The organism is Armatimonadota bacterium (assembly GCA_017303935.1).
In the GTDB taxonomy this organism is placed as follows: domain Bacteria; phylum Armatimonadota; class Fimbriimonadia; order Fimbriimonadales; family Fimbriimonadaceae; genus JAFLBD01.
In genome coordinates, this window is sequence record JAFLBD010000002.1 from 901,130 (window position 1) to 927,922 (window position 26,793).

The 26,793-nt window shown below is 54.1% G+C and carries 25 protein-coding genes and 2 tRNA genes; 14 read left to right on the forward strand and 13 right to left on the reverse strand.

The window, feature by feature from the left end; genetic code table 11:
• Positions 1 to 45: 45 nt before the first annotated feature.
• From J0L72_08840 to J0L72_08855, 4 genes are read right to left on the reverse strand one after another with little or no spacing between them, the layout of a single operon-like run.
• The gene (locus tag J0L72_08840; GenBank protein MBN8690881.1) at positions 46 to 1,851 is read right to left on the reverse strand and encodes a pseudouridine synthase; all 1,806 of its coding nucleotides are present in this window, start codon (positions 1,849 to 1,851) and stop codon (positions 46 to 48) included.
• Positions 1,848 to 3,008, reverse strand: coding sequence for a D-alanyl-D-alanine carboxypeptidase (locus J0L72_08845; protein MBN8690882.1), 1,161 nt, complete (start codon positions 3,006 to 3,008; stop codon positions 1,848 to 1,850). The genes J0L72_08840 and J0L72_08845 overlap by 4 nt, the downstream gene beginning before the upstream one ends.
• A complete protein-coding gene (gene scpB / locus J0L72_08850) occupies positions 3,005 to 3,559 on the reverse strand; it encodes an SMC-Scp complex subunit ScpB (GenBank protein MBN8690883.1) in 555 nt (184 codons plus the stop codon). Before scpB ends, J0L72_08845 begins: the two co-directional genes overlap by 4 nt.
• A complete protein-coding gene (locus J0L72_08855) occupies positions 3,556 to 4,317 on the reverse strand; it encodes a segregation/condensation protein A (protein MBN8690884.1) in 762 nt (253 codons plus the stop codon). The genes scpB and J0L72_08855 overlap by 4 nt, the downstream gene beginning before the upstream one ends.
• Positions 4,318 to 4,385: 68 nt before the next feature.
• On the opposite strand from J0L72_08855, the gene J0L72_08860 reads away from it, so the two are divergent.
• From J0L72_08860 to J0L72_08875, 4 genes are read left to right on the forward strand one after another with little or no spacing between them, the layout of a single operon-like run.
• Positions 4,386 to 6,032 carry a DUF4127 family protein gene (locus J0L72_08860; GenBank protein ID MBN8690885.1) on the forward strand — a complete coding sequence of 549 codons (1,647 nt, stop codon included), beginning with the start codon at positions 4,386 to 4,388 and terminating at the stop codon, positions 6,030 to 6,032.
• A gap of 3 nt (positions 6,033 to 6,035) precedes the next feature.
• Positions 6,036 to 6,635 (forward strand): Holliday junction branch migration protein RuvA, encoded by a 600-nt coding sequence (gene ruvA / locus J0L72_08865; protein MBN8690886.1) that lies wholly within the window; start codon positions 6,036 to 6,038, stop codon positions 6,633 to 6,635.
• A 6-nt stretch (positions 6,636 to 6,641) separates the two neighbouring features.
• Positions 6,642 to 7,685 (forward strand): Holliday junction branch migration DNA helicase RuvB, encoded by a 1,044-nt coding sequence (gene ruvB / locus J0L72_08870; GenBank protein ID MBN8690887.1) that lies wholly within the window; start codon positions 6,642 to 6,644, stop codon positions 7,683 to 7,685.
• An 11-nt stretch (positions 7,686 to 7,696) separates the two neighbouring features.
• Positions 7,697 to 8,560 carry an MBL fold metallo-hydrolase gene (locus J0L72_08875; GenBank protein ID MBN8690888.1) on the forward strand — a complete coding sequence of 288 codons (864 nt, stop codon included), beginning with the start codon at positions 7,697 to 7,699 and terminating at the stop codon, positions 8,558 to 8,560.
• Here the strand turns inward: J0L72_08875 and J0L72_08880 are convergent.
• Genes J0L72_08880 through J0L72_08900 form a run of 5 tightly spaced genes read right to left on the reverse strand, consistent with a single transcriptional unit; the run spans position 8,554 to position 14,240 of the window.
• Positions 8,554 to 10,065 carry a proline--tRNA ligase gene (locus tag J0L72_08880; GenBank protein ID MBN8690889.1) on the reverse strand — a complete coding sequence of 504 codons (1,512 nt, stop codon included), beginning with the start codon at positions 10,063 to 10,065 and terminating at the stop codon, positions 8,554 to 8,556. The genes J0L72_08875 and J0L72_08880 overlap by 7 nt on opposite strands.
• Positions 10,066 to 10,090: 25 nt before the next feature.
• Complete coding sequence (locus J0L72_08885; GenBank protein MBN8690890.1) at positions 10,091 to 11,482, reverse strand: hypothetical protein; 1,392 nt, start codon at positions 11,480 to 11,482, stop codon at positions 10,091 to 10,093.
• A gap of 39 nt (positions 11,483 to 11,521) precedes the next feature.
• On the reverse strand, positions 11,522 to 12,082 hold the full coding sequence (locus J0L72_08890) for a redoxin domain-containing protein (protein ID MBN8690891.1): 561 nt from the start codon (positions 12,080 to 12,082) through the stop codon (positions 11,522 to 11,524).
• Positions 12,079 to 12,465, reverse strand: a complete 387-nt coding sequence (locus J0L72_08895) for a DUF423 domain-containing protein (GenBank protein MBN8690892.1) — start codon at positions 12,463 to 12,465, stop codon at positions 12,079 to 12,081. The genes J0L72_08890 and J0L72_08895 overlap by 4 nt, the downstream gene beginning before the upstream one ends.
• 23 nt (positions 12,466 to 12,488) lie before the next feature.
• Positions 12,489 to 14,240 (reverse strand): hypothetical protein, encoded by a 1,752-nt coding sequence (locus J0L72_08900; GenBank protein ID MBN8690893.1) that lies wholly within the window; start codon positions 14,238 to 14,240, stop codon positions 12,489 to 12,491.
• 35 nt (positions 14,241 to 14,275) lie between these two features.
• On the opposite strand from J0L72_08900, the gene J0L72_08905 reads away from it, so the two are divergent.
• The 7 genes from J0L72_08905 to J0L72_08935 all read left to right on the forward strand — a co-directional run bounded on the left by J0L72_08905 (position 14,276) and on the right by J0L72_08935 (position 21,020).
• On the forward strand, positions 14,276 to 15,040 hold the full coding sequence (locus tag J0L72_08905) for an enoyl-ACP reductase (GenBank protein MBN8690894.1): 765 nt from the start codon (positions 14,276 to 14,278) through the stop codon (positions 15,038 to 15,040).
• Between the two features lie 16 nt (positions 15,041 to 15,056).
• The gene (locus J0L72_08910) at positions 15,057 to 15,911 is read left to right on the forward strand and encodes a hypothetical protein (protein ID MBN8690895.1); all 855 of its coding nucleotides are present in this window, start codon (positions 15,057 to 15,059) and stop codon (positions 15,909 to 15,911) included.
• A 17-nt stretch (positions 15,912 to 15,928) separates the two neighbouring features.
• Complete coding sequence (locus J0L72_08915; protein MBN8690896.1) at positions 15,929 to 17,065, forward strand: phosphopentomutase; 1,137 nt, start codon at positions 15,929 to 15,931, stop codon at positions 17,063 to 17,065.
• Between the two features lie 31 nt (positions 17,066 to 17,096).
• On the forward strand, positions 17,097 to 18,578 hold the full coding sequence (locus tag J0L72_08920; GenBank protein ID MBN8690897.1) for a DUF1800 domain-containing protein: 1,482 nt from the start codon (positions 17,097 to 17,099) through the stop codon (positions 18,576 to 18,578).
• Positions 18,579 to 18,891: 313 nt separating this feature from the next.
• On the forward strand, positions 18,892 to 19,440 hold the full coding sequence (locus J0L72_08925; GenBank protein ID MBN8690898.1) for a hypothetical protein: 549 nt from the start codon (positions 18,892 to 18,894) through the stop codon (positions 19,438 to 19,440).
• Between the two features lie 13 nt (positions 19,441 to 19,453).
• Positions 19,454 to 20,062 carry a hypothetical protein gene (locus J0L72_08930; protein MBN8690899.1) on the forward strand — a complete coding sequence of 203 codons (609 nt, stop codon included), beginning with the start codon at positions 19,454 to 19,456 and terminating at the stop codon, positions 20,060 to 20,062.
• Positions 20,063 to 20,132: 70 nt separating this feature from the next.
• Positions 20,133 to 21,020, forward strand: coding sequence for a hypothetical protein (locus J0L72_08935; protein MBN8690900.1), 888 nt, complete (start codon positions 20,133 to 20,135; stop codon positions 21,018 to 21,020).
• A gap of 25 nt (positions 21,021 to 21,045) precedes the next feature.
• Here J0L72_08935 and J0L72_08940 read toward each other — a convergent pair.
• Together J0L72_08940 and J0L72_08945 are read right to left on the reverse strand one after the other, a co-directional pair.
• Positions 21,046 to 21,122: transfer RNA gene (locus J0L72_08940), tRNA-Pro, on the reverse strand.
• Positions 21,123 to 21,660: 538 nt separating this feature from the next.
• A tRNA-Leu gene (locus J0L72_08945) sits at positions 21,661 to 21,746 on the reverse strand.
• A gap of 144 nt (positions 21,747 to 21,890) precedes the next feature.
• Here J0L72_08945 and rpmG point away from each other — a divergent pair.
• Both rpmG and rpmF read left to right on the forward strand, forming a co-directional pair.
• Positions 21,891 to 22,061, forward strand: coding sequence for a 50S ribosomal protein L33 (rpmG, locus tag J0L72_08950; GenBank protein ID MBN8690901.1), 171 nt, complete (start codon positions 21,891 to 21,893; stop codon positions 22,059 to 22,061).
• A 1-nt stretch (position 22,062) separates the two neighbouring features.
• Positions 22,063 to 22,251 carry a 50S ribosomal protein L32 gene (gene rpmF, locus J0L72_08955; protein MBN8690902.1) on the forward strand — a complete coding sequence of 63 codons (189 nt, stop codon included), beginning with the start codon at positions 22,063 to 22,065 and terminating at the stop codon, positions 22,249 to 22,251.
• Between the two features lie 66 nt (positions 22,252 to 22,317).
• On the opposite strand, the gene J0L72_08960 is transcribed toward rpmF, so the two are convergent.
• Entirely contained in the window at positions 22,318 to 23,232 is a 915-nt protein-coding gene (locus J0L72_08960; protein ID MBN8690903.1) for a cation transporter, read from the reverse strand.
• Positions 23,233 to 23,279: 47 nt separating this feature from the next.
• On the opposite strand from J0L72_08960, the gene recN reads away from it, so the two are divergent.
• Entirely contained in the window at positions 23,280 to 24,944 is a 1,665-nt protein-coding gene (gene recN / locus J0L72_08965; GenBank protein ID MBN8690904.1) for a DNA repair protein RecN, read from the forward strand.
• Between the two features lie 4 nt (positions 24,945 to 24,948).
• Here the strand turns inward: recN and J0L72_08970 are convergent, their stop codons facing one another.
• On the reverse strand, positions 24,949 to 26,757 hold the full coding sequence (locus J0L72_08970; GenBank protein ID MBN8690905.1) for a M3 family oligoendopeptidase: 1,809 nt from the start codon (positions 26,755 to 26,757) through the stop codon (positions 24,949 to 24,951).
• Positions 26,758 to 26,793 lie beyond the last annotated feature (36 nt).

The window sequence follows — 26,793 nt, forward strand, 5'->3', positions numbered from 1 at the left end:
ACGAAAAAGCCCCGCAACTTTGTTTGCGGGGCCATTATTTTTGAATTAGTCTTTTGGTCGGTAGGGCCGGTTCGGTCTTGAACTACCACCCGAGCCATAAGGCTTCTTGGGACGGTCGTCCCGGTTGCCATAAGGCCGCTGAGGGCGATCTCCGCTTGGACGCTGTGGCCTGTCACCGTATGGTCGTTGCGGCCGATCTCCAAAGTCTCGCTTTGGTCGATCGTCCCGATTACCGTAAGGTCGCTGAGGGCGATCGCCGCTCGGTCGCTGTGGCCTGTCACCGTATGGTCGTTGCGGCCGATCTCCAAAGTCTCGCTTTGGTCGATCGTCGCGGTTTCCATAAGGTCGTTGCGGGCGGTCTCCGTTCGGACGCTGTGGCCTGTCACCGTATGGCCGTTGCGGTCGATCACCAGAGTCTCGCCGTGGACGATCTTCTCGATCACCAAACGAGCGCTGTGGTCGATCTCCAAAATCTCGTCGTGGACGATCTTCTCGGTCTCCGTACGAACGTTGAGGTCGATCACCAAAGTCTCGTCGTGGACGATCTTCTCGGTCTCCAAACGAGCGTTGTGGTCGATCACCAAAGTCTCGTCGTGGGCGATCTTCTCGGTCACCAAACGAGCGTTGAGGTCGATCTCCAAAGTCTCGTCGTGGTCGATCTTCTCGGTCTCCGAATGAGCGCTGTGGTCGATCTCCAAATTCTCGTCGAGGACGATCTTCTCGGTCCCCAAACGAGCGTTGTGGTCGCTCTTCACCATCGCCAAACGTCCGTTCTCCTCGCTCGCGTTCGCGCTCCATCGTCCGGCGTCGGTCTTCAGGTCGTGGCCGTGCATAGCTGCGCTGAACGTCCGGTCCACTCATTTCGAGCAGTTGGTTAATCTCAGCGACTCCGAGCCGGCGTGCTTGTCCAGAAGCCAGGCCCTTGATCAATAGGTGCCCAATTCGAACCCGGGTGAGTTCTTCGACTGGGTGACCCACGGCGTCGCACATCAACCGGATCTGACGGTTCCGGCCTTCGTGGATCACCATTTTGAGCTTGGTGGTATCCGTGCGCCGTTCGTAATTCAACAATTCGACATGAGCTTCGGAAGTCCACCGCCCCATGATGCAAACCCCTTCTCGGAGCCGCTTCACCGACTTTTCTTGGACCTCGCCCTTGACGATCACGTCGTACTCTTTTTCGACACCGAATTTCGGGTGAGTCAATCGATCTGCCAGGTTCCCGTCGTTTGTACAGATCAAGAGCCCTTCGGTGTCCATATCGAGCCTTCCAACAGGGCGAAGCATAACGCCCACATCAGGAAGATAATTGACGATTGTCGACCGCTTTCGGGGGTCGCTGAGTGTGGTCACGACGCCCTTTGGCTTGTTGACCAAGTAGTACAGAAGGCGCTCAGGTTGAACCGGAAATCCGTCTACCTTGACGATATCGGATTCGGGGTCAAGCTTGTGGCCCTGCGTGGTGACGAGTTGGTCATTGACCTCAACTCGGCCCTCTGAAATGAGTGCTTCGGCAGATCGGCGACTTGCAACGCCGCATCTAGCGAGATATTTGTGCAGTCGCTCAAGCTCAACTCGCACTGGTCGGTCAGAAAAGCTGCGTTCGCGTCGCTCACGGTCCGGTCGAGGACGATCATATCTCGACGCCGATGGATCGGCATGGTTGATCCCTTGAACTTCGTTAAAAAGGTGCTTGGCAGATCGACTTGGTGGTCGTCCAAAGCCTGGTCGTGCGGGCCTGCTCGGTCCGCTGGAGTTGGGTCGAAATGATTTCGAAGGGCCAGCGTCACCCCGACGCGGGCCTGCAGACTTTCCTCGGTTGGAAAAGTCGCCGTTATTTGGTTTTCTCAATAGATCCTCGTACGCTTTTTGTAGAGCAGTGCGCCACCAGCGACTGCCGCTCCAAGAGCGTACCACGCAAAGGCCGGAATTCGACCTTCAAAGTTGAACATTTGTGGCTTTACATCCACACTTTCTAGCGCGACTACCGGGACTCGGACCTGAAATCCCGTGCCGTCATCGGCAACCGCATAACCCAGCTTTTGCCCAGCCTTGATCGGTGCTACCGCGCGGTTCTCGAGCCGGAAGGTGAACTTCGGCTTGGTGCCAACCTTGCTCAATAACTGCGTATCGACCAATGGGGCGAGCCCCAAAGTGGGAACCGTTCCGCCGGTGATCGGTACCTCGCAAAGGAGTTCGCCGGGCCGGGCGGAGAGTCCGACTTCGTAGTTTGAGAACGACCACTTCAGCATCGCATCCTGATCGACTTGGGTATCCGGCGAATTCATGATCACGGTGATAACACGGAACCCATTGCGCACTGCGCTACCCACGTAGCAGTGACCAGCATCGTTTGTAAAGCCAGTCTTGATCCCATCCGCGGTTGGGTCTTTGAGCAACCACTTGTTGCGCGTCTCTAAGAAAGTATCTTCTTGATTGATTGACCTTTGGATCACGCGCTGCCTGGTTTTGGCGACTTCGCGAAACATCGGATTCTTCATCGCAACTCGCGCAATTCGGGCGAGGTCGTGTGCGGTGGTCACGTGCTCCTTATCGGGGAGTCCGTGGGGATTGTGAAAGTGCGTTCCAGTGCATCCAATCTCCTTGGCGCGCTCGTTCATCCGATCGGAAAATGCGCTGACTGAACCTGCTAGACGCACCGCCGCGGTGTAGCAAACGTCATTTGCGCTCCGGAGAATCATTGCGTAAACCGCGTCTTCAACCGAAATTTCCTCGCCGGGCCTGAGATGAAGGCTCGAACCCTCGACCGAAGTCACGCTTGCCGGCGCTTTCAGAAGATCGAACAGGTCCTTGCTTTCCAAAGTCAGCAACGCCGTCATGATCTTTGTAGTGCTTGCTGGATACCGCGGCACATCAGCATCCTTTTCCCAAAGCACTTTGCCCGTGGCTGCGTCGATGATGATCGCGCTTTTGCCCTGCACCGTCGGCGCCTGCGCGAAGCATGAACCGAAGAAAAAGAAAGCGAGAATGGCAGCAGGGAACTTCATGACTGAACGAACTCAGACGATTCTACCGGTTCGGATTCTGGCTGCGTTTCGATCGAATCAAAGTCGATTTGGGGGAGTTCGCTCAAATCGTTGAGCTTGAACTGATGCAAAAACTGTTCGGACGTACCGTATAGCAAGGGTCGCCCTGGGGTTTGCTTTCTGCCGACTTCTTTCACCATTCTCCGGTCTAGGAGTGCTCGGACCGTGTGGTCGCTTTGCACTCCACGAACAGCCTCAATTTCGGCCATCGTGACTGGCTGTCGGTAAGCGACAATCGCCAGAGTTTCGAGTTGACTGCGGGTGAGCTTCTGCCGGGCTGGACGTAGGAACCGAGCCACAATTTCCGCCATTTCGGGCTTGGTGCTGAACTGGAATCCTCCAGCGATTTGCATCAGCTGAATCCCGCGATTCTCGGAGCATACTTGTGCGATTTTTCGCAGTTCATCGCGCACGACAGTCTCTTCAACATCGAGTAGTTTTGCGAGCTCTGCAGCGGGTACTGGAGAGTCAGCGACGAACAGAATGGCTTCGATCTGATTCGAGAGGTTCATGCCGCCACCGCCATCAAATAGAACCGGACCTCGCCATTCTCCAGCACCGATACTCCTGCAGTGCCGAGTCGGATCAGCTCCAGCAAAGCGAGGAACCACCATAAAGCCTCAACTCGCGTGTACTCCCCTTCGACGAGGTCGACCAGTGATCGCTGGTCTTGCGAAAGGCATCTCTCGACCACCTGCATCATTTCGGCTAGCGACCGTCGAGGTCTGCTCAAGAACACTTCGGGTTGCTGTGTGGCGCGTTCTAGGAGAGCTTCCAACGCTCGAGCTAGATCGTTTCCGTTGACGCCTTTGATTTCGAACGGAATTTCGTAATTCGGCTCGCCCGCGCTCCGGAAAAACAGCTCTTGCCGATCTTCAAATGAAAGGCTCAACGATTTGAGCGCGGTTTGGAAATCGAGAATCCCTGGGCCGTCGTAAACGTGTAATTCATCTTCGAGCTCTTCAGGTTCTGGCACCGGCAAAAGGCGATGTGCCTTCCGCTCAACGAGGTAGGCAATGGCAATTAAAGCGGTAGTCGCACCTTCCAAGTCCTCGGAATCGCTGCCCATTACGTACTCGGCGTACGCCTGGCAGATCGGCAACATTGGGATGTCGTACAGGTCGACTTTTTGGTGTAGGACACAGCGCACCAACGCGCCCAAACTTCCGGTGTACGCTTCGCATTCGATCGCGATCTCGGGCGGGGCAGTCAATCCCAGCGGACCCTGAAACACCAGAGTCTCTTTTGCGCGCACGAGCGAAGTTGACATGCTGAAAAGGACGAACAAATTGCGCGATTTGGAGTTCGATTTTGATGCCAGCGGGTATCGTATTTCGTATGCGCAAGGGACTGTGTGGAGCACTACTCATCATCGCCAGCAGTGTTTCCCACGCTTCCACATCCTTTTCCACAAGTTATCCACCCGATGGCTCGATTGGCAACTACAAAAAAATCCTGTTGATCCCTATCGACGATCGTCCAGCGACAGGACAATTTCCGGCCATGATCGGCGCTATAGCCGATGTCCGAGTGCAAACTCCTCCAGCATTTTTGTTGGGTCGTTTCTTGAATCCGGGTTCACCGGACGCACTCCTGGACTGGTTGGAATCACAAGATCTGCGACAATATTCCGCAATCGTTGCTAGCGCAGACATGATCGCCTACGGAGGGTTGATCGCTTCAAGAACCGGTACGACTTCTTTGGAATCAGCTAAGTCGCGAGCTGCTCGGTTTGAAGAGATTCGTAGTCGTTTCCCACAAACAAAGTGCTTCGTCTTCAGCAGTTTGATGCGGCTCGCCCCGACCGCGACGACAGAGAACAGGCCCTGGCGCGAGAACCTCGTTCGAACGGTCATCTCCCGCGAGAGATTCTTGAAGCGGCCGATGTGGGAGAACTTCGTGCCGTTTTTCACAAACTCCTCACGGTTGCCCGAGAAGATTCTTGCCGACTTTGACGCTGTTCGGGCACGAAACTTTGAATTCCAAACCTACTTGATGAACCGGACGAAGGCAGGGAGTTTTGACTTTTTGGTGCTCGGGCAGGACGATGCACAGCCCGAAGGTCCGCAGATCGCCGAGCAACAAAAGCTGCGATCTTTCAACAACGATCCGAATTCCTTGGATCGCATCTATTTTTGCGAAGGAATTGATCAGCACGCGAACGTTTTGGTGAGCCGAGCGATCCTTTCGACGATTGGGTGGAAACCACGCGTTCGTGTGGTCTACACGGATAACCAAGGGGCCGAACTTACTCCGACCTACGAAATCCGTCCACTCAAAGAGTCTGTGAATGAGCAGATCATCGCGAGTGGCGGCGAGATCGCCAAATCCGTCGAGGATTCAGATTATTCGCTGTACATCAACACTCCAAACCCGAGTCAATCCAGCTTTGCCACTTTCTCCGGGAACCTAGGCGAAGAACTCGAAATGGGATTCCCAGTGGCGGTGGCCGACGTCAATCTTGGCAAGACTGGCACCGGCGATCCGAACCTTTTTGACGCACTCACCCAAGGCGACCGGGCCATGAAATTGATTGGATACGCAGGCTGGAACACGGCGGGGAACACGATCGGAACCACCATTCCGATGGCGAATGTCTACCTGGCAGCAAGGCGATTACCCGTCGATCCGCTTCAGCGCGAACTAAACCAGAGAGCATTTTTGTTGCACCGGCTCGTGAACGACTTTGAGTACCACCGGTTCACGCGCCCGATGGCCTACGAATTCATCGACAACAACCCGCCCGCAACCCGAGAAGAGACGTATGGAGAGCGATTTGAATCCGTCAACCGACTGGTCCAACAAGATCTCTCACAGCGACTGAACCGAGTTTTTACTCAACAATTCCTCGGCAGGACTTTCTTTGCGGGTACTCGCCAATATGTGCTCGACGGGATCGATGCGGTCAGCGTCGATCTACCTTGGCCCCGTGCCTACGAAGTTCGGCTCGGATTCCAACTCCGTGCGCAAGAGGTCAAGCGCTAAGCCATGATTTCCAGGCTCATGGGTGAACTCCTTGAGGTCGGCGGGGGCCGGGCGGTCATCCTTTGTGGTGGCGTCGGCTACGAAGTGTTGTTGCCCGAATCGGCTCTGCATGCGCTGCCACCAATCGGAAACAGCACGAATATTTACACGCGTCAAATCGTGCGAGAAGACGCCTTGTTTCTCGTCGGATTTCTTTCGGAAGGGGATCGAAAACTATTCGATCTACTCTCGGATGTTAAGGGCTGCGGTCCGAAAATCTCCTTGCAAGTGATCAGCGATCTCGGAGCAGAATCGGCATTCGAATCGATCGCCACAGAAGACGCAAAGGCTCTGGCCAAAGCCACCGGAGTGGGGCCGAGGCTTGCAGAACGGATCATTCTCGAACTCAAAGACAAAGTTCGGCAGGTCGGATTCGAGCGAAAACTCGTTGGCGTTTCGACGAGCGGCAAGGCGGTGGTTGCGGCCGAGGACGATCTGGTTGAAGCACTGATGTCACTTGGGTATCGCCGCGCCGAGGCCGAAGCTGCTGCCTCACAAGTCTTGCCGAGCGAAGGGGACCTCAGTGAAAGATTACGCATCGCCTTGCGAGGGCTGACGAAGTAAACCACCATGTCACACGGCCGCGATAACAAGGAACTCGATCCGTTTCAACACGTCGTTGACCGGGCGCCAGATTTGTCGCTTCGTCCAAAGCGGCTTTCAGAGTTCATCGGCCAAACAAAGCTGAAGGAAAATCTCGCGATCTTTCTCAAGGCGGCTCAAGTTCGCCAGGAGCCGCTGGATCACCTCTTACTTTACGGTCCGCCCGGTCTAGGAAAGACGACCCTTGCTCACATCGTCGCTGCGGAGATGAACACGCTCATCCACGTCACCAGCGGACCCGCTATCGAGCGTCCGGGCGATCTTGTAGGGATTCTCACCAACCTCGAACCTGGGGCGGTCCTGTTCATCGACGAAATCCACCGACTTTCGCGACCGGTCGAAGAAATTCTATATCCAGCAATGGAGGATTCAAAGGTCGATATCATGATCGGCAAAGGACCCGCCGCGCGTTCGATCCGCCTCGAACTACCGCAATTCACGGTGATTGGTGCGACCACCCGACAAGGCTTGCTCACCGGCCCACTCCGCGATCGATTTGGGATCGTGATGCATTTCGCGTTTTACGATTCTGAAGCGCTGTTCGAGATCATCACGCGATCAGCAGGAATCTTGGGCTACTCAATCACTCCCGACGGAGCGCGGGAACTCGCAAAGCGTTCTCGGGGAACACCGAGAATCGCCAACCGCTTGCTGCGACGGGTGCGTGACTTTGCTCAGGTCGAGGGTCTCGTAGAGATCACTCACGCCTCATGCGAGCGCGCATTGAAAATGCTCGAAGTGGACTCCTGCGGACTAGACGAAGTCGACCGAATGATCCTCAAAACGATGATCGAAAAGTACAACGGCGGACCAGTGGGTTTGGAGACGATCGCGGCTTCCACGGGCGAGGATAGCGGCACCATCGAAGACGTTTATGAACCGTATTTGATGCAGATGGGATTTGTGCAGCGGACGCCACGAGGCCGGATGGTCACCGCCTCGGCGTATGCTCATCTGGGAATCCCGAAGCCGAAAACAGCGGCACCAGACACTCAAGGCGACCTCTTTTAGCCGTGCAACAATTGCAGGAATTCGCACCCGACTCGTTCTACCTTGATTCCGAAATGATGGGGCCGGGGCACATTGGCATTTCGCTCCTGCGCTCGGGCGGTGAATTCGCTATCGTCGATACTGCGATGGCGCCAGCTGCATCTCGAATCATCGATTCCATCCAGGCTCTTGGCGGCTCACCAGAGGCAGTCACCGCCATCTTTGTGACCCATGTGCATCTCGACCATGCTGGAGGCGCAGGAAGTCTTGCAGAGCTATGCCCGAACGCCAAGGTCATCGTTCATCCGCGAGGAGTCCGGCATATGGTTGACCCGAGTCGGCTCATCGAAGGCACGCGGGCAGTCTGGGGAGAACAGAATTACTCAAAGTTCTTTGGCGAAGTTCGACCTGTTCCAGAGCGACAAGCAGTCGAAGCCGATTTCAGCACTGAGGTTCGGTTCGGGGATCGCACATTTCAAATTTTCGATACTCCGGGCCACGCCAAACATCATTACTCGCTATTCGAACCCGCATCGGGAGTTCTCTTTCCGGGTGACACGCTCGGATTGGCCTATGATGGCCAATCGGTTTTCCCGTCGAGTAGTCCGGTCCAATTCGATCCGGATGCTCTAAAGGAATCTGTTCGGCTCTTCGCAAATCTAGGTGCTTGCTGCGCTGCCATCGCGCACTTCGGAATTCTCACCGACGTCGAAGGCGCCTGCGATCAAATGCTGACGCGCATCGATGGATTTGTGGACGCCTGCCAAAACTCCGATTCTGAAAATGAACTTAGGGAGAAGCTTTTGCAGCTTCTCCCCAGTTCGGTCCGGTCCATGTATGAGCTAGACGCTCAAATCAACGCACAGGGCTTGATGCACTGGAAGGCGTCTCAATAAGCCTTCGCGAAGATCACGCGCTGCTTTGACGGCTTGCCAGAAAACACGCACGTTCCTGGCTTAGCGTCGTCTGGATGGAGCGGCTGGAGCGGGATGCACCGAATCGTCGCCTTCGTGATCTCAGCGATTTTGTCTTCGGTTTCCTGAGTTCCGTCCCAATGCGCGATCACGAATCCGCTGCCGCCTTCGCCTTCGAACACCTTTGCGAACTCGTCCCATGTGTCCACGCGCTGAGTCATCTTTTCTCGTCGTTCGGTTGCGATTTGGAGCAGATTGTTCTGCGCGGATTCGAGGTAGTCGAGCACCGTGTTGCCAAGCTGATCAAAGCCAACAAACTCTTTACCTTCGGCATCTCGGCGCGAAACAGGGCAAGCCTGATTGTCGATATCTCGAGGACCGAGTTCGATGCGGATGCACGCTCCTTTCAGCTCCCAATCATTGAATTTGAATCCAGGTGAGAGGTTCTCCCTGTTGTCCACATGGACCCGGACCTTTTCGTCCTTCCAGCGCAAGCCTCGGAGCTCTCCGGCGATCCGGTTAGCTTCTTCCATGACACGCGGTCGATCTGCGTCCTTACCGATCGGTACGATCACAACCTGAATTGGCGCGATGCGAGGTGGAAGAACCAAACCCTTGTCGTCGGAATGCGCCATGATCAGCGTGCCGATAAGCCGTGTCGAAACGCCCCAGCTCGTGGCGTAAACGTATTCCAACTTACCGTCTCGGCTCTGGAATTTGACGTCAAATGCCTTAGCAAAATTCTGCCCGAGGTGGTGCGATGTGCCCGCTTGAATCGCACGGCCATCTTGAACCAACGCCTCGATGCAGTACGTGTGATCGGCTCCGGCAAACTTCTCGCCTTCCGACTTAACGCCGGTAATGACGGGTACGGCCAAGAACTCTTCAGCGAAAGTCTTGTACACGCCGAGCATCTTCATCGCCTCTTCTTCGGCCTCCTCGTAGGTTTCGTGCGCGGTATGACCTTCTTGCCACAAGAACTCCGCCGTGCGCAAGAAGAGCCGTGTGCGTCGTTCCCATCGGACCACGTTTGCCCACTGGTTAACGAGAATCGGCAGGTCGCGATAACTTTGAATCCAGTTTCGGTATGTGTTCCAGATGATCGTTTCGCTGGTCGGACGAATAATCAGTTCCTCTTCCAGCTTGGCCGTTGGGTCCACAATGACACCGCCACCGTTCGGATCGTTCATCAATCGGTAGTGGGTCACCACGGCACACTCTTTGGCAAATCCTTCGACGTGATCGGCTTCTTTGCTCAAGAATGACTTCGGGACAAACAAGGGGAAATAAGCGTTCTGATGCCCGGTGGCCTTGAACATGTCATCCAAGCCACGCTGCATGTGCTCCCAGATGGCGTAACCATGCGGCTTGATCACCATGCAACCGCGAACATCAGAGTGTTCGGCGAGCCCGGCCTTTTCGACAACGTCGTTGTACCAAGCGGAGTAGTCCTGCTCGCGGGGTGTAACGCCCAAATTGTTTGCCATAAGCCCTATTTTGGCATAGGCAAGGTCACTTTCGAACGATGCGAAGCTTCACCAGCTGGCTAGCCATCAGATTGCCGGACTCATCGTAGGCCTCTGCCCGCAGCAGATGATTGCCAGGCTCATAGTAATTTGGATCGATCATCATGCCCCAGTCGCGCTGAGAATCGCTGCTGAACAGCGGCTTCCCGTCAAATACAAACTTGACGAAACTGATGTCTGCATTGGCGTCAATCGCTACGCTGATTCGGGTCCTCTCAGAGATTTCCAAGCTTTTCGAAACTCGGACTGAATAGCGGCCCTCCTTTGAACCTGAATCCTGCGGTGCAGAGAGGAAGTAATCGTTTCGAATCGCCCGCCGATACGCTTCTAGCACTCTCGAATCGTGTAGCAGTGAGTAGTTATTATTTCGGCGGTGGGCTAGCGCCAAGTTGTTCGAACTGAAGTAGTTGATCGCCTTCACACGTGGAAAGTCGGTGCGAAGCGACTTATAAAGGTCCAAGATGTTATTCGCTGCAAAATAGCCCAGCGACCGGTTCTCGAGGGCAGAGAAGTGAGTCGTGGCGTACTCGCAGATCATGATCGGCTTGCGGTCGGCATATCGTTCATAGACCGGAGTCAACAGGTCCATCGGAGAAATGTCTTTCGCAGGGGCCATCGGGTCTTGATTGAAATAAGACACGTTGTACAGGTTCACACCAACCCAATCGACCTGATCGTCGCCCGGATAATACTCTTCGATGTTCTGAACGGGAAGCGCATAAGGACACCAAACCATCGCGACATTTGGCGCGTTGTCTCGCATGATTCGAGTGACCAAGCTCCACTTTTCTTTGTACAGAGTCGGATCGCCGTGATACTTCACCCAATCCCCGTTCATCTCGCTGGCAAATCGCAAGAAAACTCTGGTACCACTAAGCCGCAGGTCCTTGGCGAGTTGGAGGAGGTACTCATCCTCGTTCACCATTTCGAGGCCGTCATTGGGTTCCAACGCGATGTGAACAAACTTGTTTTGCGAAGCGAGATAGCGCAACCAATCGAGCGGAATAGGCCGGCCATACCCGAGGTAGAAGAAGTACATGGCATGGGGTTTGTCCACCCACTTCTCAAACTCGTCAGGACGTCTTCGATCAGCGTGATTCGAATCCTTGTAAATCTGCTTCAGGTTGGATTCGAGGTCAATGTAGGCACCCAAGTAGCAACCTCGCGTGGGTTCAAACTTGGCCAATCCGATTGGTTCCTCGCGCACTGGATTGGTTTTCTCGGCGAGGACATACAGCCGGGAAGGGTGAAGCGTTGGTTTGACTTCTGCAGACTTAGACAATTCCGAACGCACCAAGACGGCGCCCGCGACAACCACGAGAACCGCCAGCATCCATCGGAATGCTGCCCCTAACCCCATGCTACTTTCATTCCACATCCGGGTTCAATTCAACCACGACCGGAACGATAAAGTGCCCTAATCGAGTTTCTCGCCAAGTTCAGGCTCGGCGGCAAGGCCCGGGAACTCGGCCCTAGAATTCGCGCCCGTAATGTCGTTATCGGTGGCGACTCGTGCAATGATCTCGCCCATCATCGGAGCACTCACGCCTTCCCATCGGCCCTGAAGGATCCCGCGCTTGCCGATGTAGACCCAGGTCGGGCTCTGCTTAACCTTGTACGCCTGCGAAGTGCGGCGGTCTGGATCCGCAATAGTTGGCACTGGCAAATCGACCTTGGACTTCCAGGTATCAAACTCCGCAACACTAACTTGCGAGACGATCAGAACCTGTGCAGACTTCTCGCCGAGAGCGGATTGCAGGATTCCTGTCGCCTTGATCGCCTTGGCTTCGACGGCCCCTTCAGGACTTGTGAACAACACCACGAGAGGGCGATTCATCGTGATATCCAGCATGGAATAGTTTTGCTTGTCTTGGGCTTGACCTTGGAACGGTGGAGCCAGTTCGCCGGCCTCACTCCGCATAAGCGCACAACCCGAAATCATTCCGAGCCCGATCAACGCAATTGCAAATTTCTTCATGCTTGCTCCGTGGGGACCAGCCCCGAAAACGCGACGAGTAACCATCCCGTGATGAATGCAACACCTCCAAACGGTGTGATCATTCCCAACATTCTTGTCCCAGTTGCCGCCAAGGCATACAGTGAACCTGAAAAAAGCAAACAACCGACCAGAATCAAGGCAAATCCAGCGAAAGCCCGCTTCGGCACGGAGCACCGGTCGAGAAGCAATAAAATCAGTAATGCTCCAATGGCTTGAATCTGGTGATACTGGGCACCGGTGTGAAAGATCACCATCGATTCCGCAGGAACTTTCTCGCGAAGGCTGTGCGCGCCGAAGGCCCCGATCACGATCGAAAGTGCGACGTTGATGCCCGCCAAAGGCAATGCCCATTTGGGTGTCATTTCAAGGTAGAGGGTACCGAATTCTAAGCGGCTTCGGCGGAAGTCTTGGTCATTGATTGAAGCGCGTGAACAACCGAATCCGCAGTCTCTTTGTTCTTCTTGGCTTCGTTCATTTGGGCTTGGATGCTCTTGTACTTCTCTGAGTACTGTTCGTTGACCTGATCCACCCCTTCATCGGATCGCATTTTTGCGACCAAGTTTCGCCTGTTGAGCTCATTTTGTGCGGCCATTCGCCGCAGCCCGTCCACGATCGTGAAGATGATTCCTAGCGCAATCGGAACGCTAATGGACAGCAAGATAATCCGCCCCAACGAACTGCTCGGGCCAATAGCTCCCGCCATCCCCGAAACGAAGGTGAGCAGAATCGCATAAATCGCGAATCCGGCGCAGCCCATGCTCGATGCGAACATACAGCCGACTTGGGTTCGGTCGCTCGAAGTTGTCAGGCCGACTTCTTGGCGATTGATCGCCTCCGTAGTCTCGCGAGTGTAGCGCAACATGTTGATCTCGTGATCGCGCCAAGCCTTCAATTCTTCAAGCGATTTCGACGAATTCGTGATCTGAATCTGGTGAGATTCGGATTCGGTTTTGGCTTGCCGGATGCAGATCGAAAGTGTATCCATCGATAGCCGCTTGCACTCTTGGCGGCTGAACCATGCCACCAAAGCGTCGTTGGAATTCACCGCCTCTTCCAATTCTGCCAGCGGCCCAGTGACGGTCAACGGCGGTTCAAGGTGAACCCCGTGCTGTTCGCCTGTGCTTTGAATTCGATCCAGCAACGAGCGCCATTCCGCAACGTCTCGCTTTGCTTCACGGACCTGAACATCGGCAAATCGAATTGCGGACTTGTACCAATCTCCGGCTTGAGATGCTAGCTCGGCATCTCCAAGAAGGCTGAGAATTAATAGAGGGCTTGCCTCAAACGCTTCATCCAGCAAGGTCGGAAGCTCGCTCGTGTGATCCGAAAGGATCGTATACCGAACCATTTCTGCACAAGTCGAAAGGGTCTTTTCGGTTTGGTAGACCTTGAGCATGGTCTGGTACGCCGCTTCGTGCAATCCGCGCTGGGACTGTAAATGCGCGAGACAGCGACTTGACTCAATGAAAATTGCGTCGCGATACTTCGAGGTCTGAAGGGTGGCTTGAATGAACGCGGTGATCGCCGCTTCGGCGCAATTCTCCCGCATCATGTTCACATAGCCCTGCATCATCCAGGTGTATCCGTCACGCTGGCCGATCGGCTGCTCCAGCACTTCGCTAAGGCGACTCAGCGCCTCGTTGATCCACTGCTCTTTGTCTGCGGCAGATTCCGCCATGGCACGTTGGATCGCTTGTTCGCCGAACTGGCGCGCCTTCAAGATTCTCTCAGGCATGCTGTCCAGCCGCTGGACGCTGGCGAGCCGAAGTTCTTTGATTTGATGAGTGGCTTCGCTGGCAAGGGTGTCGATCTGGTCAGAAACAAACGCTGCCGTTCGACGCTGGCACGCACCATCCTGCTTGTCCGATTGCCCCGCATTGAGCACTCGGTTGAGACCTTGATGCAGCGGATGATCTTCGTTTCCAAACAAAGTGCGCATCGCCGATTCCGGCAATACCGAAATCACGCTATTGGCTTGATCGATCGCGCTAGAGATTTGCGCGGAGAAAAATCGCTCGAGATCTTCTTGGTGTGGAGCTAAATAGAATAGCCCCAGACGGTACTCCGCCTGAGTAAATAGTCTCGGTGCGCTATGCAATGACTCAGTCAGAAGATGGGAAACGTCAATGCTACGCATCAAACTCATCCTCCGATAAGGTCATAATCCTTTGCATGCTCCTTGACGGTAAGAAAGGTCTCGTCCTAAACGTGGTCAATAAGAATAGTATCGGTTGGGCAATAGCAGAAGCTGCAGTGTCCCACGGTGCAAAAGTGGGTGTTGGTGCCCAAAATGATCGATTGTTGGAGGCCGTCGAGAAGCTCACGGGCGATAATCCAGCCTATAAGAACTTTGTCGTCGACTTTACAGACGATGCCCAACTTGAAGCATTGGCAGAAGCCGTGAAGAAGGAATATGGCACGATTGACTTCGTGGTGCACTCTGCTGCCTACGCACCAAAAGAAGACCTTCAGGGACGATTTATCGAAACTTCGCGAAATGGATTTCAAATCGCAATGGACATTTCGGCGTATTCGCTGATCGGTCTTTGCCGCGTTTTGGAGCCATTGATCAATGACGGAGGTTCGGTGATGGCACTTTCTTATCTCGGTTCAACTCGCGCCGCGATGAACTACAACGTGATGGGCGTCGCGAAAGCCGCACTAGAATCCTCAGTGCGGTACCTCGCTTCGGACCTTGGTAAGCGTGATATCCGAGTGAATACTCTCTCACCTGGACCAATCAACACAGTCGCCGCGCGAGGCGTCAAGGACCTCACAAAAATGATCGATCACGTGATGGAAGTCGGACTTTTGCAAACTCCGTTCGGTCAGGCAGAAGTTGGAGGATCAGCGGTTTACCTGATGAGCGACCTCAGCAAGGGCGTCACCGGTCAGATCATCTTTATCGATAACGGCTATAACGTCGCCGCGCTGTAGCGGAGCAACAAAAAAAATGCGATTGCTCACCGTGCCCAATTGGTCCTTTGGGCGCGACAAAGATTTGTTGCGGATTTTTGAAGACCTCCTCACAGGCTGGGATTTGAAGGTCCACTTCTTGCAGTCAGACCTCGATCACAACCGAACGGTGAGCGCATTTTCCGGCGATCCAGAACTCGTCTTTGAGCGGCTGGAAAGGTTGGCAGAAGCTGCCTTCGAGCGAATCGACCTCAATCGGCACATTGGCGTTCACCCCAGAATCGGAGCCTTGGACGTCTGCCCATTCATCGTATTGGAGCCAGGTGCTTACCCGCTTGCATCCAAGATCGAATTGTTTGCCAAAAAGCTCGCCGACCGATTTGAATTGCCGATTTTTCTGTACGAGAAGTCTGAGCATGGAGTCCATCAGCGTGATCTTCCAGCATTGAGAAAAGGTGGCTTCGGATCGCTGCTCGCGCGAACGCTTGAACCGGATTTCGGCCCGAACGCCGCGCATCGATTTCTCGGCGCGACGGTGCTCGGTGAACGCGATTTTCTTATCGCGATGAACGTCAACTTCAAGGGCAATGACCTCGAAGTCGTGAAGGGAATTGCAAAAGCCATTCGCCGCTCGCGCGATTCTGGAGACGACCGCTTCGCTGGAGTGCGCGCGCTCGGATTTCCGCTTGCTTCGCGAAATCAGGTTCAACTTAGCCTAAACATCACTCAGCCGGACCTCGTTACACCCGATGAAATGATTCAATGGGCCTTGCAGCAGGCTCGCGGAGTCCGGCTCGCTCATGCGAAATCTGAACTCATCGGCGTCATCCGCCGGCGCGATTTGCCCGGCAGCCAATTCCTTCCCATCCACCCGTCACAGATCGTAGACTGAGTATCCTCTGGGACGAAATGGCACGTCGCGCGATCGTTTTGGTACTGGATGGATGCGGAGCAGGTGCGGCACCCGACGCTGCAGATTTTGGTGATTCGCAAGGCGTCTCTACGATCAAGAATGTCTGGAATGCCTGCAATGGTCTCAACTTGCCGAACTTGCGCAAAATCGGATTCCTGGAAGCGTGTGGCATCGACCAGCAGTCGGAGTTCGGTCAATTCGGTCGTCTGCAAGAGCTCTCAAAGGGCAAAGACAGCGTCACCGGCCACTGGGAGATGATGGGAATTTTGACGAAGACCCCGTTCCCAACCTATCCGAACGGATTCCCCGCAGAGATCATCGCCGAATTTGAGCGTCGCATCGGCACCAAAACGGTCGGAAACAAACCCGCGAGTGGGACCGCGATCTTGGACGAGCTCGGCGAAGAACACCTCAAAACTGGATTCCCGATCGTGTACACCAGCGCCGACAGCGTCTACCAAATCGCGTGTCACGAATCGGTCGTACCGATCGAAAAACTGCACGAGATGTGTGTGATTGCCAGAGAAATCTTGGTCGCGCCAAACCACGTCGCGCGGGTGATCGCTAGGCCGTTTGAAGGTGACAAGCCCGGAGAATTCAAGCGCACGGTACGCCGAAAGGACTTCCCACTCGCTCCACCGCATAACCTCGTCGACGAAATCGGCAATGTATTTGGGATCGGCGTCATCAGCGAGCTTTTCGGTGGACGAGGATTCCGAGAAGTCCACCGAACACAAAGCAATCCGGAGCATTTTGAGATGCTCAAAACCGCCATTGCTAGCGACGCCGAATTCATTTTCTGCAATTTTGAAGACTTCGACATGCTCTATGGCCATCGAAACGACCCGGCCGGATTTGGCAAGTGCTTAGAGCAGTTTGATGGCTATCTGGGTCAGATTTTGGCGATGCTACAGCCCGAAGATCTGCTCATCATCACCGCGGATCATGGCAACGACCCAACTGATGCCAGCACCGATCACTCCCGCGAATACGTTCCGGTTTGCCTCGTCGCAAACGGGCTTCCGCCTCGAAACTTGGGCGATGTACCGGGTATGACAGCCGTCGGAGCCACCGTCGCGAGCTGGCTAGGGAAGACCTGGAACGTCGGCACCGACTTGCTCGAATCGCACTGAACACCGGCAAACTTCCAGCGTCGTTCCGGTTATGCAAATCTCGGATGATCGAAGCAAACTGAGGCACGTCCTTCGCCGATTCGGCTTGGGCGCCAGCGAAGCCGAGCTTGACTTTTACGAGCCTAAGGGTTTCAAGGGCGCGGTCGAATACATGATCGAGGCCGCAATCACCCCTCCCAGCCTCGAAATCAACCCACGAGATTTTGCCAACAAGCAGGGCGCGGTGAACCTGCGCGTGATGCAGGGGCTTTGGTACATGCGGTTCCTGACAACCGAAAAGCCGCTGCAAGAAAAGATGGTGCTGTTTTGGCACAATCACTTCGCGACCAGTGCCGAAAAAGTGACCAATCCGGCTACCATGGCCAAGCAGATCGAGCTCTTCCGCACGATGGGGATGAGCAATTTCCGAGATCTGCTCCTCGCGGTTTCTCAAGACCCCGCGATGATCTTCTGGCTGGATAACCAGCTCAACGTCGTCGGAAAACCGAACGAGAACTTCGCCCGTGAAGTCATGGAGTTGTTCACCCTCGGCATCGGGCATTACACCGAAAAGGACATCCAAGAAGCAGCGCGAGCATTTACCGGATGGGGATACAGCCAGCGCGGACAGAACCGGCGGGACGATGTTCCACGACCGTTCGACAGCTTTGTTTTCAGCCCGAAACTGCACGACGACGGTCAGAAAACGATCTTTGGAAAGACTGGAAACTTCAACGGAGAAGAGGTGATCGACATGCTCTGCAAAAACCCGCAGACCGCGCGCTATCTCACCGAAAAGGCGTGGGCGTTCTTCGTCAGCAGCACCCCAAACAAGGCCGCGATCGATCGAATTTCGAAGGAGTTCTTCGATTCCGGGCTAGAAATCACCGTGCTGGTCCGGTCCATCATCAATTCGAAGGAGTTCTTCGCGCCAGAAGTCGTTGGCAAGCTCATCAAAACTCCGATTGACTTTGCAATCGACACCGCGCGGCAACTCGGCGCGGGCGGAATCATCAAGCAGTTGATGGCCGACGGCAAGGCGAACCCCGATGTGAACGAAGAGAACGGGCTCAATCGCGGATTGGTGCGCGCTCTATCGGGGCCAATCGCGGCGCATTCCAGCACAAAGAGCATGGGCATGGAGCTGATGTATCCGCCCGACGTGTCCGGCTGGGATTTCGGCGAATCTTGGATCAGCACCGGCACCATGATCGCCCGCATGAAATGGGCCGACAGCCTTTTCCCGGTTGGTGCACGCACCGGGCAGCCTCTTGGCGGCGCAAATCCGGCTCAACGCGCAGGGCTCATGCCGCTGGCGGCGTACCCGCTGTTCCAAGACGACCCCACTGCCGAGGGCATCGTCAAACGCCTCTGCTCGATCTACGATGTCGTGCTGTCGCGGGACAAAATGGAATCGCTGACCTCCGTCGCTGAGCAAGAACTCGGCTCAAGGCTGACCCTGCAAAACGCCAATCAAGTCGCCCGGCGCGTGTCGATGGGCATCTTCGCCAGCCCCGAATTCCAGTTCTGCTAACGCCCCGTGATTTAGGGAGCTTGTGGATGCAGAGGTCGAGCTTTGAGCGTATATGAGACATCCGTCAAGGCATAAAGTTTGAGCGCTTACTTCGAATGCCGAAGTTCAGTTGCAGAGGTTGGTGCAGGTTGACAAGTGCAATTGACGGCTAAAAACACCATGAAATCATTGGAGATTTCCAAAGGTCCGGTCGCGCTCCTGCTCGCAACATTCGCACAGATAGTGCTCTTTCTGATTATAAATACGAAGAGTCTTGATGCATGGGTGATCGGAATTTTGATATACTGTCGACAATACTACTCGGGAATGTTTCATGGAGGAAGGCAAAGAAAACTCAACGCCCGTTAAAGTGACCAAGCGATTCGTCGAACCACCTCCGATTGTCGGGCCATCGCTTTATTATTCGGTCGAGCAACGGCGGTACCTATTGAAGGTGAGTCTAGTATTCAACTTTGTAGCACTGTTCTTCCTGACTGGTGGCTTCTTCCTCAGACATCCTGGTCAGGGCGAAGAAATTTCGTTTAGAGCCACTCTCTTTCGTTTAACCGTGTACTCAATTGGGAATTTCTTCCTCTATCGGTATCTCCTCAAGGCTGATTACTCGGGTACCAAGAAATCCACCGTTCATCTGATCACAGCGGTCCAGATGGGAATCATTATTGCAAGCTTGTTCCATTGCGTGAGCTTGTTAACTGCGAGTATGACCGTTGCCGATTTAGGGCCCGGGAATAGTAGAGAAATCACCTACTTCTTCACAGGATTAGTCGGAGTTGGAGAGTACGCAGTCTATTACTTCATTGTTTGGCTGTTCTCAGAAAAATCAAACGTGCTAAATGAGCGTAATCCGAATTCAAGGCTCTAACTAAGAGGAAACAATGGCAAAGAATAGAGAAGTTGGCAGAAAATCTCGCATCCCTTCCGAGGTGTTAAAGCGCTTGTCAGGCCTGAAGAGCGAGGATGCTTCCGAGCGCGCAGCAATTGCCCTGATAGTATGCGATATCCGCTCACCTTGGAGTGCAGCTCACGTGTTTGAGGCTGTGATGCGCGAGGATGATAACTACACATTTTGTTCGATGCTGTATTCTCTAGCCGAAAATAGTCCGCTATCCGCGAGCCTCGCCGCACAGACATGCTTGAACTATCGAGACGCAGACAAGAAGTTCATTTGTATGGCGGTCGCTGTCGAATTAGGGCTGATGATTCCGGAAGCAGTCATTGAGAAATCATTCAATGGTGCAGATTGGGCATTGAAGCTCCTGCTGTTGACGTATTGTCTAAAGAGCAGCTATCTGGAACTGGCGACCAAGAATCTGGAAGGAAATTTCGATCACATTGTTTCTGAAGAATGGGAACCAATTTCCTCTGATCTGGATGTTAACATGGAAGCGGCATGGCTGACTTCCAGAGAATTCGCGAAGCGATATTTTGAGAATATCCAGTTTCAAATTTCGGCCTTCTGGGACGAAAGAGATGGGGAGAACTAGAACCGCAGTGGTGCGGCCACGGTAATATTGATAGTCTTTCTGCAATGTTAACTGGCAGGAGATCCAGTCAATGAGTGTTATTGGAATTTGTTTACTGATATTGGGTCAACCTCAGGCAATTCCGGAGCGATATGGTCTCTGTGTCATCGGTAATGAAGCAACTATAATTGACCGCCAAGCCAACGTGGTCAAGTTCTATTCCATAGGAAAATCTGGTGCAATTGAACAGTGGACCCACAAGGCAGCAGGTGGGATCCTTGTCGACGCGCTGCCCACTCCAACTGGAGTATCCGTGCTTGAGTTGAATGAAAACGGCGTGTTGCATAAGGGACGCCTTTCTAAGAGTGGCAAGTTGGCGGAGTCATTGGACAGTAGTCTTGAACTTCCCACTAATTTCGCACCATTTTTTGCGAAAGCAGTTACGTTGAGTGACGGAACGCTGATTTTTGTACTCGGGGAGGCAAAAGATAGCGGCAGCGTGCGTGGCCTCACCTACTTCTACCCAAATAATTCTCGAGATCAGAAGTTAAAGCCCTTTGAACGACAGAGCGCACCGATTGGGGCACCTTTAGCTACTATTCCAGGTGTTGGTGTACTCGGAGTTCATGAGTTTTCGAACTCACACGAATATTCGATGCCAATGCGTCAGAGAGTGGTACTTCCAAATTCTCAAAGGGACTGGATTCCGGTGTCTTGTTCTGACAAACGCAATCGCTGTTGGATTGCACAGGAAGGAGTTCTCACTTGGCAGTATCGCAGCTTTAAGGACGGGAAGCTCGCAGAAGTCGGAACACTGAAGTTCGATAATGTTGTAAAGAAATATCGCGAACAATTGCCTCTCTGCTACTTGGGAAGCAAGCAATTCGCCTACGTAGATAGTCGAGGTAGCGTCGTAGTAACACGTACAATGGAGATAAATCGCCTAGCTCCTGGGACTGAAATTGAAATTGTTCCGTAGCGGCAAGGGTTATTGAGGGGGTGAATGGTCGGGGCGACGGGATTTGAACCCATGACCTCTTACCCCCCAGATAAGCGCGCTACCGAGCTGCGCCACGCCCCGAGAACCCACAGGATACCCAAATTCGGGGGATGGTCCCGGTATTGGTTGAGTGGTTTAAGTGGAGACTTTGCTCGCCGCACCTCCCCGAGGCCACTCCCTCGCGCCGTCCGCTTCGCGTCCACCGCTCCGCCTCGGTGCGGCGATAGCTGGGAAGTGAGAAGAGAAGAGAAGAGTAGCCTCAAATCTTTGCCTAGGTGAGGAAATAGCTGGGAAACGAGAAGAGCAGGGCAGAGTTGCCCTAAAGGCATTGACTCGGTGCGGCAATTGGTGGCAAAAAGAAAAAAAGTGCAGCCCTCAAGGCGTAACCTCGGTGAGGCGATAGCTGGGAAAAGGGAAGAAGCTGCGGCCCTTAAGGCATTGCCTCAGTGCGGCCATTGGTAGCCAATGAGAGGAGGAATGCAGAGTAGAGCGTTGCCTCGTTACGGCGAGCAGGAGTAAGGTCAAAAGCAAATAGCCCTCGACCGCTACGGCGGAATCAGTCACAGCGGGCCTCAAGGCGAAAGTAGTCGCCAAAGGCAAAAATGGTGCGAAGTGGAGGTGGTGCCCAGGGTGGGACTCGAACCCACACGGTATTGCTACCAAAGGATTTTAAGTCCTCTGCGTCTACCATTCCGCCACCCGGGCAACAGCAAAATCTAGTATACCGGCGGGCACAAAACCAGGCTCAAACCATCACGATCATTTAGGGCTTGCAAACAGCGGCAAAGATCGAACATAATCTTGGGGCAATCCCACCGTACACGACTGGTGTAACAGCAGGAAGAAATCATGGCCAAGAAGAAAGGCGAAAAGCGCGAAATTATCCGGGTCGTTTGTACCGAAGATACGAAAACGTATTACACGACCACCAAGAACAAGCAGAACACACCAGAGCGACTTGAACTCAAAAAGTACAACCCGAATCTCCGAAAGGTGACCTTGTTCCGGGAGAAGAAGTAACATGCCGAATCCAAAACGACGTCATAGCCACCAGCGCACCGCAAAGCGCCGAACAAACTACATCGCAGTCCTCCCAGAGATCGATGTTAACAAGACTCAGGGAGGGGAAGCGTTCAAGCTGCGACACCACGCCACTCCAGAAGGGTATTACAAGGGTCGCAAGCTTCCTGGCTTCAAAGACGCCCAGTAATTCTGCTGGAATCTTCGAATTTAGAACTAGCCTCGGTTTCAATGACCGAGGCTAGTTTGTTTTGGATCAAGGCTTGATCACGGGAAGGTCGCCGTGCGCCTTCTTTCGATGTTCAATTTCGTGCATAAACGGCTCAAAATGCACGCTGACGGTCGCTTGCCCTAGCGCATTGCCTAATTCACCCTCGATCTCTTCAGCAAGGTCGTGAGCCTCCACAAAGGTCAAATTATCGTCAAGGAGCACATGCAGATCAATGTAGCGATTGCTCCCCACCGTGCGCGATCGGATGGCATGGAAACCTTTGACATTCGGGTGGGATTGCAGCGTGTTCACCAAAATCTCGCGCTCTTCGGGTGGGAGGGCGCCATCCATCAACTGGTGGACAATCACTCGAAGCTGCTTGATCGCGAGGAAAACGACGAGCACCATGAGCGCGATGGCACAGATCGGGTCCAACTGTTGAATCCCGGTGAGTCGGACCAAGATCAATCCCAGCAGCACACCTAGGCTGCTAAGCGTATCGCCTTGTAGATGTTGCACTTCACCCAGCAAAGCGGTCGAACCGGTTTTCTTGCTCACCGCTAGCAAATAGCGGCTCACGATGAAGTTCGCGATCGCCGCAAAACTCATCGCCGCAAGTCCCCAATCCACCTGAATCGGTTCGGGATGTTTTAGCCGCGCGATGGCTTGGGAGACGATAAAGCCTGCCGATCCCATGATCAGCACCATCTGGAATGCGCTCATCAAGACTTCTGCGCGGCCATGACCATAGGGGTGGTCCTCATCCGGAGGCCGGGCAGAAAACCGAACGGATTGTACGACGCCAAACGCAATCAGGACGTCCACCAGCGATTGGGTGGCTTCGGCCAGTACACTGACGGAACCCGTGGCCCATCCTGCGAGCAACTTCACCACAACGACAACGCTGGTGACGCACAAAGAGATTTTTGCGGCGCGCTCAGCCTGTATTGCTAGTGGCAAATGGTTGTCCATCGGCGTCTCTATAGTCGTACACTTTTAAGATACCTATGATCCTGGAACTGAGCGTTGAGAACATCGCGGTGATCGAAAAGGCCCAAATCGGCCTTGGTCCGGGTTTCACTGTTCTTACCGGCGAGACAGGAGCCGGTAAGTCACTGCTTGTCGATGCCATCGCACTCGCTCTTGGTGGCCGGGCCGATGCTGATCTGTTGCGGGCAGGCGCACAAAAAGGACCTGTTCACCTAGTCGCCACCATCACCAACAATCCTGCCGCCAGGGCATTGTGCGACGAACTTGGTGTTTCTCCCGAAGAAGACACCATCTTCATCGTCCGGGAGATCAGTTCCGAAGGGCGAAACGTGAGTCGCATCAACGGTAAAGCCCATCCCGTAAGTAGCGTCAAGCAGCTTGGGAGTGTGCTCGTCGACTTGCACGGTCAGCACGATCATCAAGCGTTGCTTGATCCGGTTCGGCACTTGGAATATCTCGATCTCTGGATCGGGGCACCGCTGCGACCATTGCTGGATGCTGTTGGCGCGGCCTACGACGAGTGGCACGAAACGCAAGAGAAGCTGAACACTTTGCGAAAAGCTGGCCGAGACCGCGAGCATCGGATTGATCTCCTTTCGCACCAGGTCAGCGAGCTGAGCGAAGCCGGCTTGAGAGTGGGTGAACTTGAAGAGCTTCAGGCGCAACTAGTCAAATCCAAGCATGCCGCCGCGATTTCGGAAGCGACTTACTCAGCGATTTCTGCGCTGGACGACGAAGAAATCAGCGCTTCTGGTCGGCTAGCGGAGGCAATCACAGGACTTCATTCGGTTCAAAAGTACGATGAAGACCTCGCTGAGATCGTATCGATTTTGGAATCTGCGGAGACACAGCTCAAAGAAGCGCTTCTCGAACTTCGGAATCACGCCGAAGAACTTGGCAGCGAATCTCAGGACGTCGAGGAAATCGCGGAAAGGCTGGACAAGGTCAAGCGAATCCTGCGGAAATATGGCGATGACGAGCAGTCGGCCCTAGATTTCTTAGCCGAGGCCGAGCAAGAACTCTCGCTGCTTTCCGATGCCGAATCGAGCGAGGTTGAACTACTTTCCCAGCTAAAGGTTCGGGAGCAAGCACTCAATGAAGCGTGCTCGAATCTCACCGAGCTTCGTACGCAGTCCGCGGCGAATTTTAGCGCGCTTGTCCAGAGCGAGATTCAGGAACTCGCCATGGCAAAAGCCAAGTTCGAGGTTGCCGTTTTGCCTTCGGCTCCGAGTCGGCTGGGCGCCGATAGTATCCAATTCATGTTCTCAGCGAACACGGGTGAGCCGATCAGAGCCTTGGACAAGATCGCCAGCGGCGGGGAAATGAGCCGCGTCATGCTCGCGCTAAAAGTCGCGCTGGCGGGGAAGGCTGGCGTGCCGACCTTGATCTTCGACGAGATCGACACCGGCTTAAGCGGATTTGCGGCTGCAGTTGTTGCCCGCAAGCTCAGCGAACTCAGCAAGCATTACCAAGTCGTGGCGATCAGCCACCTACCGCAATTGGCAGGCCGTGCGGACGTGCATTTTAAGATCGAAAAGAACGAGCGTGAAGAGCGCACGTTCACCGAGATTCGAAAGCTGGAAGGCGAGGAGCGCGTGCGCGAACTCGCACGGATGCTCGCCGGCGAAGAGATCGGAGAGATGGCTATCGCCAATGCCCGCGAACTCCTCGCCTCAACGTAGATCCTTAGTTAGACTTTTGCGCCCAGAGCTCTTCAAACCGCGTGATCAGCGATTCGATTACCGCAAAGCCGCCGTTCCAGAACTCTTCTTGTCGAAGGTCAACGCCGACGATTTCCATTAGCTCCTTAGGCGACTTTGAGCCTCCGAGAGTCAGCATCTGAATGTACTTGTCTTGGAAGCTTGGTCCTTCTTTGGCCGCCATTTGGTAAAGCGACATCGTCAGAAGCTCACCAAAAGAGTACGCGTAGACATAAAACGGTGCGAAGATGAAGTGGCCGATGTAGCTCCACCAATCTTTGTGTTGTGGCTCCATTTTCACGCTGTCGCCAAACATTCCTTGCAGCTCTTCTTGCCACAGCTCGCCGAATTCCTCGCCGCTGAGTTCGCCCTCGGTGCGGCGCATTTCGTGGCACTTTTGTTCGAATCGGAACATTGCTGCCTGCCGGAACACTGAGGCGAAAATGCCTTCAATCTTCTCTGCATAGAGCGCGAGTTGATCGTTTGTTTGCGCCTCGGAAACCAACCGTTCAAAGACGAGTTGCTCTCCAAAAATTGACGCGAGTTCCGCCAGCGGCAACGAACCGTGGAAGTTGAAGTACGACTGTGCTCGGCTGAGCGATGCATGAACGCCGTGTCCTAGTTCGTGCGCCAACGTCATGACATTGTCCATCTTGTTTAGATAGCTGAGCATGATTACGGGGTGCAGATCTGGGGTGATGTAGCTGCAGAATGCGCCTCCAGTCTTGCCTTGCCGTGGTTCAGCATCGATCCATCCCTTGTCGAAGAATTCAGATGCCCTCGCACCAATCTCTGGGCTAAACGCATTGAACGCATCCAGCACCATCTTTCGAGCAGAATCCCAATCGATCTGTTCTTCGCTCTCGAACAACGGCGCATACCGATCGATGTGGGTCAGTTCTGGCAGTCCAAGGATCTGGCGCTTGACTCGGTAATACCGAGCGACAAGCTCCTCATTCTTCTTGCAGAGCCGCATGACGAGGTCGACCGTCTCTTTGTCCAACTCGTTTGCCATATGGCGGCTGTGCTCGGCGTATGGCCTTGTGCGCAACTTGTCTTCGACGCGCTTGTCCAGCAGAACATTGTTGTAGATGTAAGTTAGAACGTGATTCAGCTCCTGTAGTCCCTTTGAGAATCCATCCGCCGCAGCACTTCGGACATCGCGGTTGGCGTCTCGGAGTTTGGCGAGAATCGAACTCTCGCTCATCAATTCTGTCTCGCCAGTTTTCGGGTTGACGAATTCGAACTGCTTGTTTGCGAGAACCTCGTCGTGGAGTCGTACCCAGGCGCGGATTCCGGTGTTCGCGGTTTCTTCCAGGATCACCTCTTCCTTTTCTGTGAGCATAAACGGTGTGGCCTCTCGGACTCGCTGCAGGAAGTGGTGGTACTTGGCGAGAATTGGATCTGCCAACAGGGCGTCAAACTTGTCCTTAGGAATCGCCTGGAGTTCCAAGTTACAGAAGATCAACTTGACTTGAACTTCCGATTCCTTCTCGCTCTGAGCTTGCATGAACGCGGTGATTTCCGGATTGTCTGCTTCAACCGCAAACATTAGGCTCGCAAACGAACCTGGCTTGGCCATTTGCATGTAAAGGTCTTCGAGTTCAGCAATCGCCGCCAGCAGTCCGTTTGAATCGAGGCTGGCCAGCTTTCCGCGATATTTGGCATCAAAATCATCAGCTCGCTTTTGTACTTCTGCCCAAGTCTGATCGATCTTTGGGTCATCCATCGAAGAGAAAAGGGCGTTCAGATTCCAGCGAACCTGTGGGGGAGCGATCTCGTTTGCGGTGCTCATACCCTTATTTTGAACCAAAATCGGCACAAATCACCT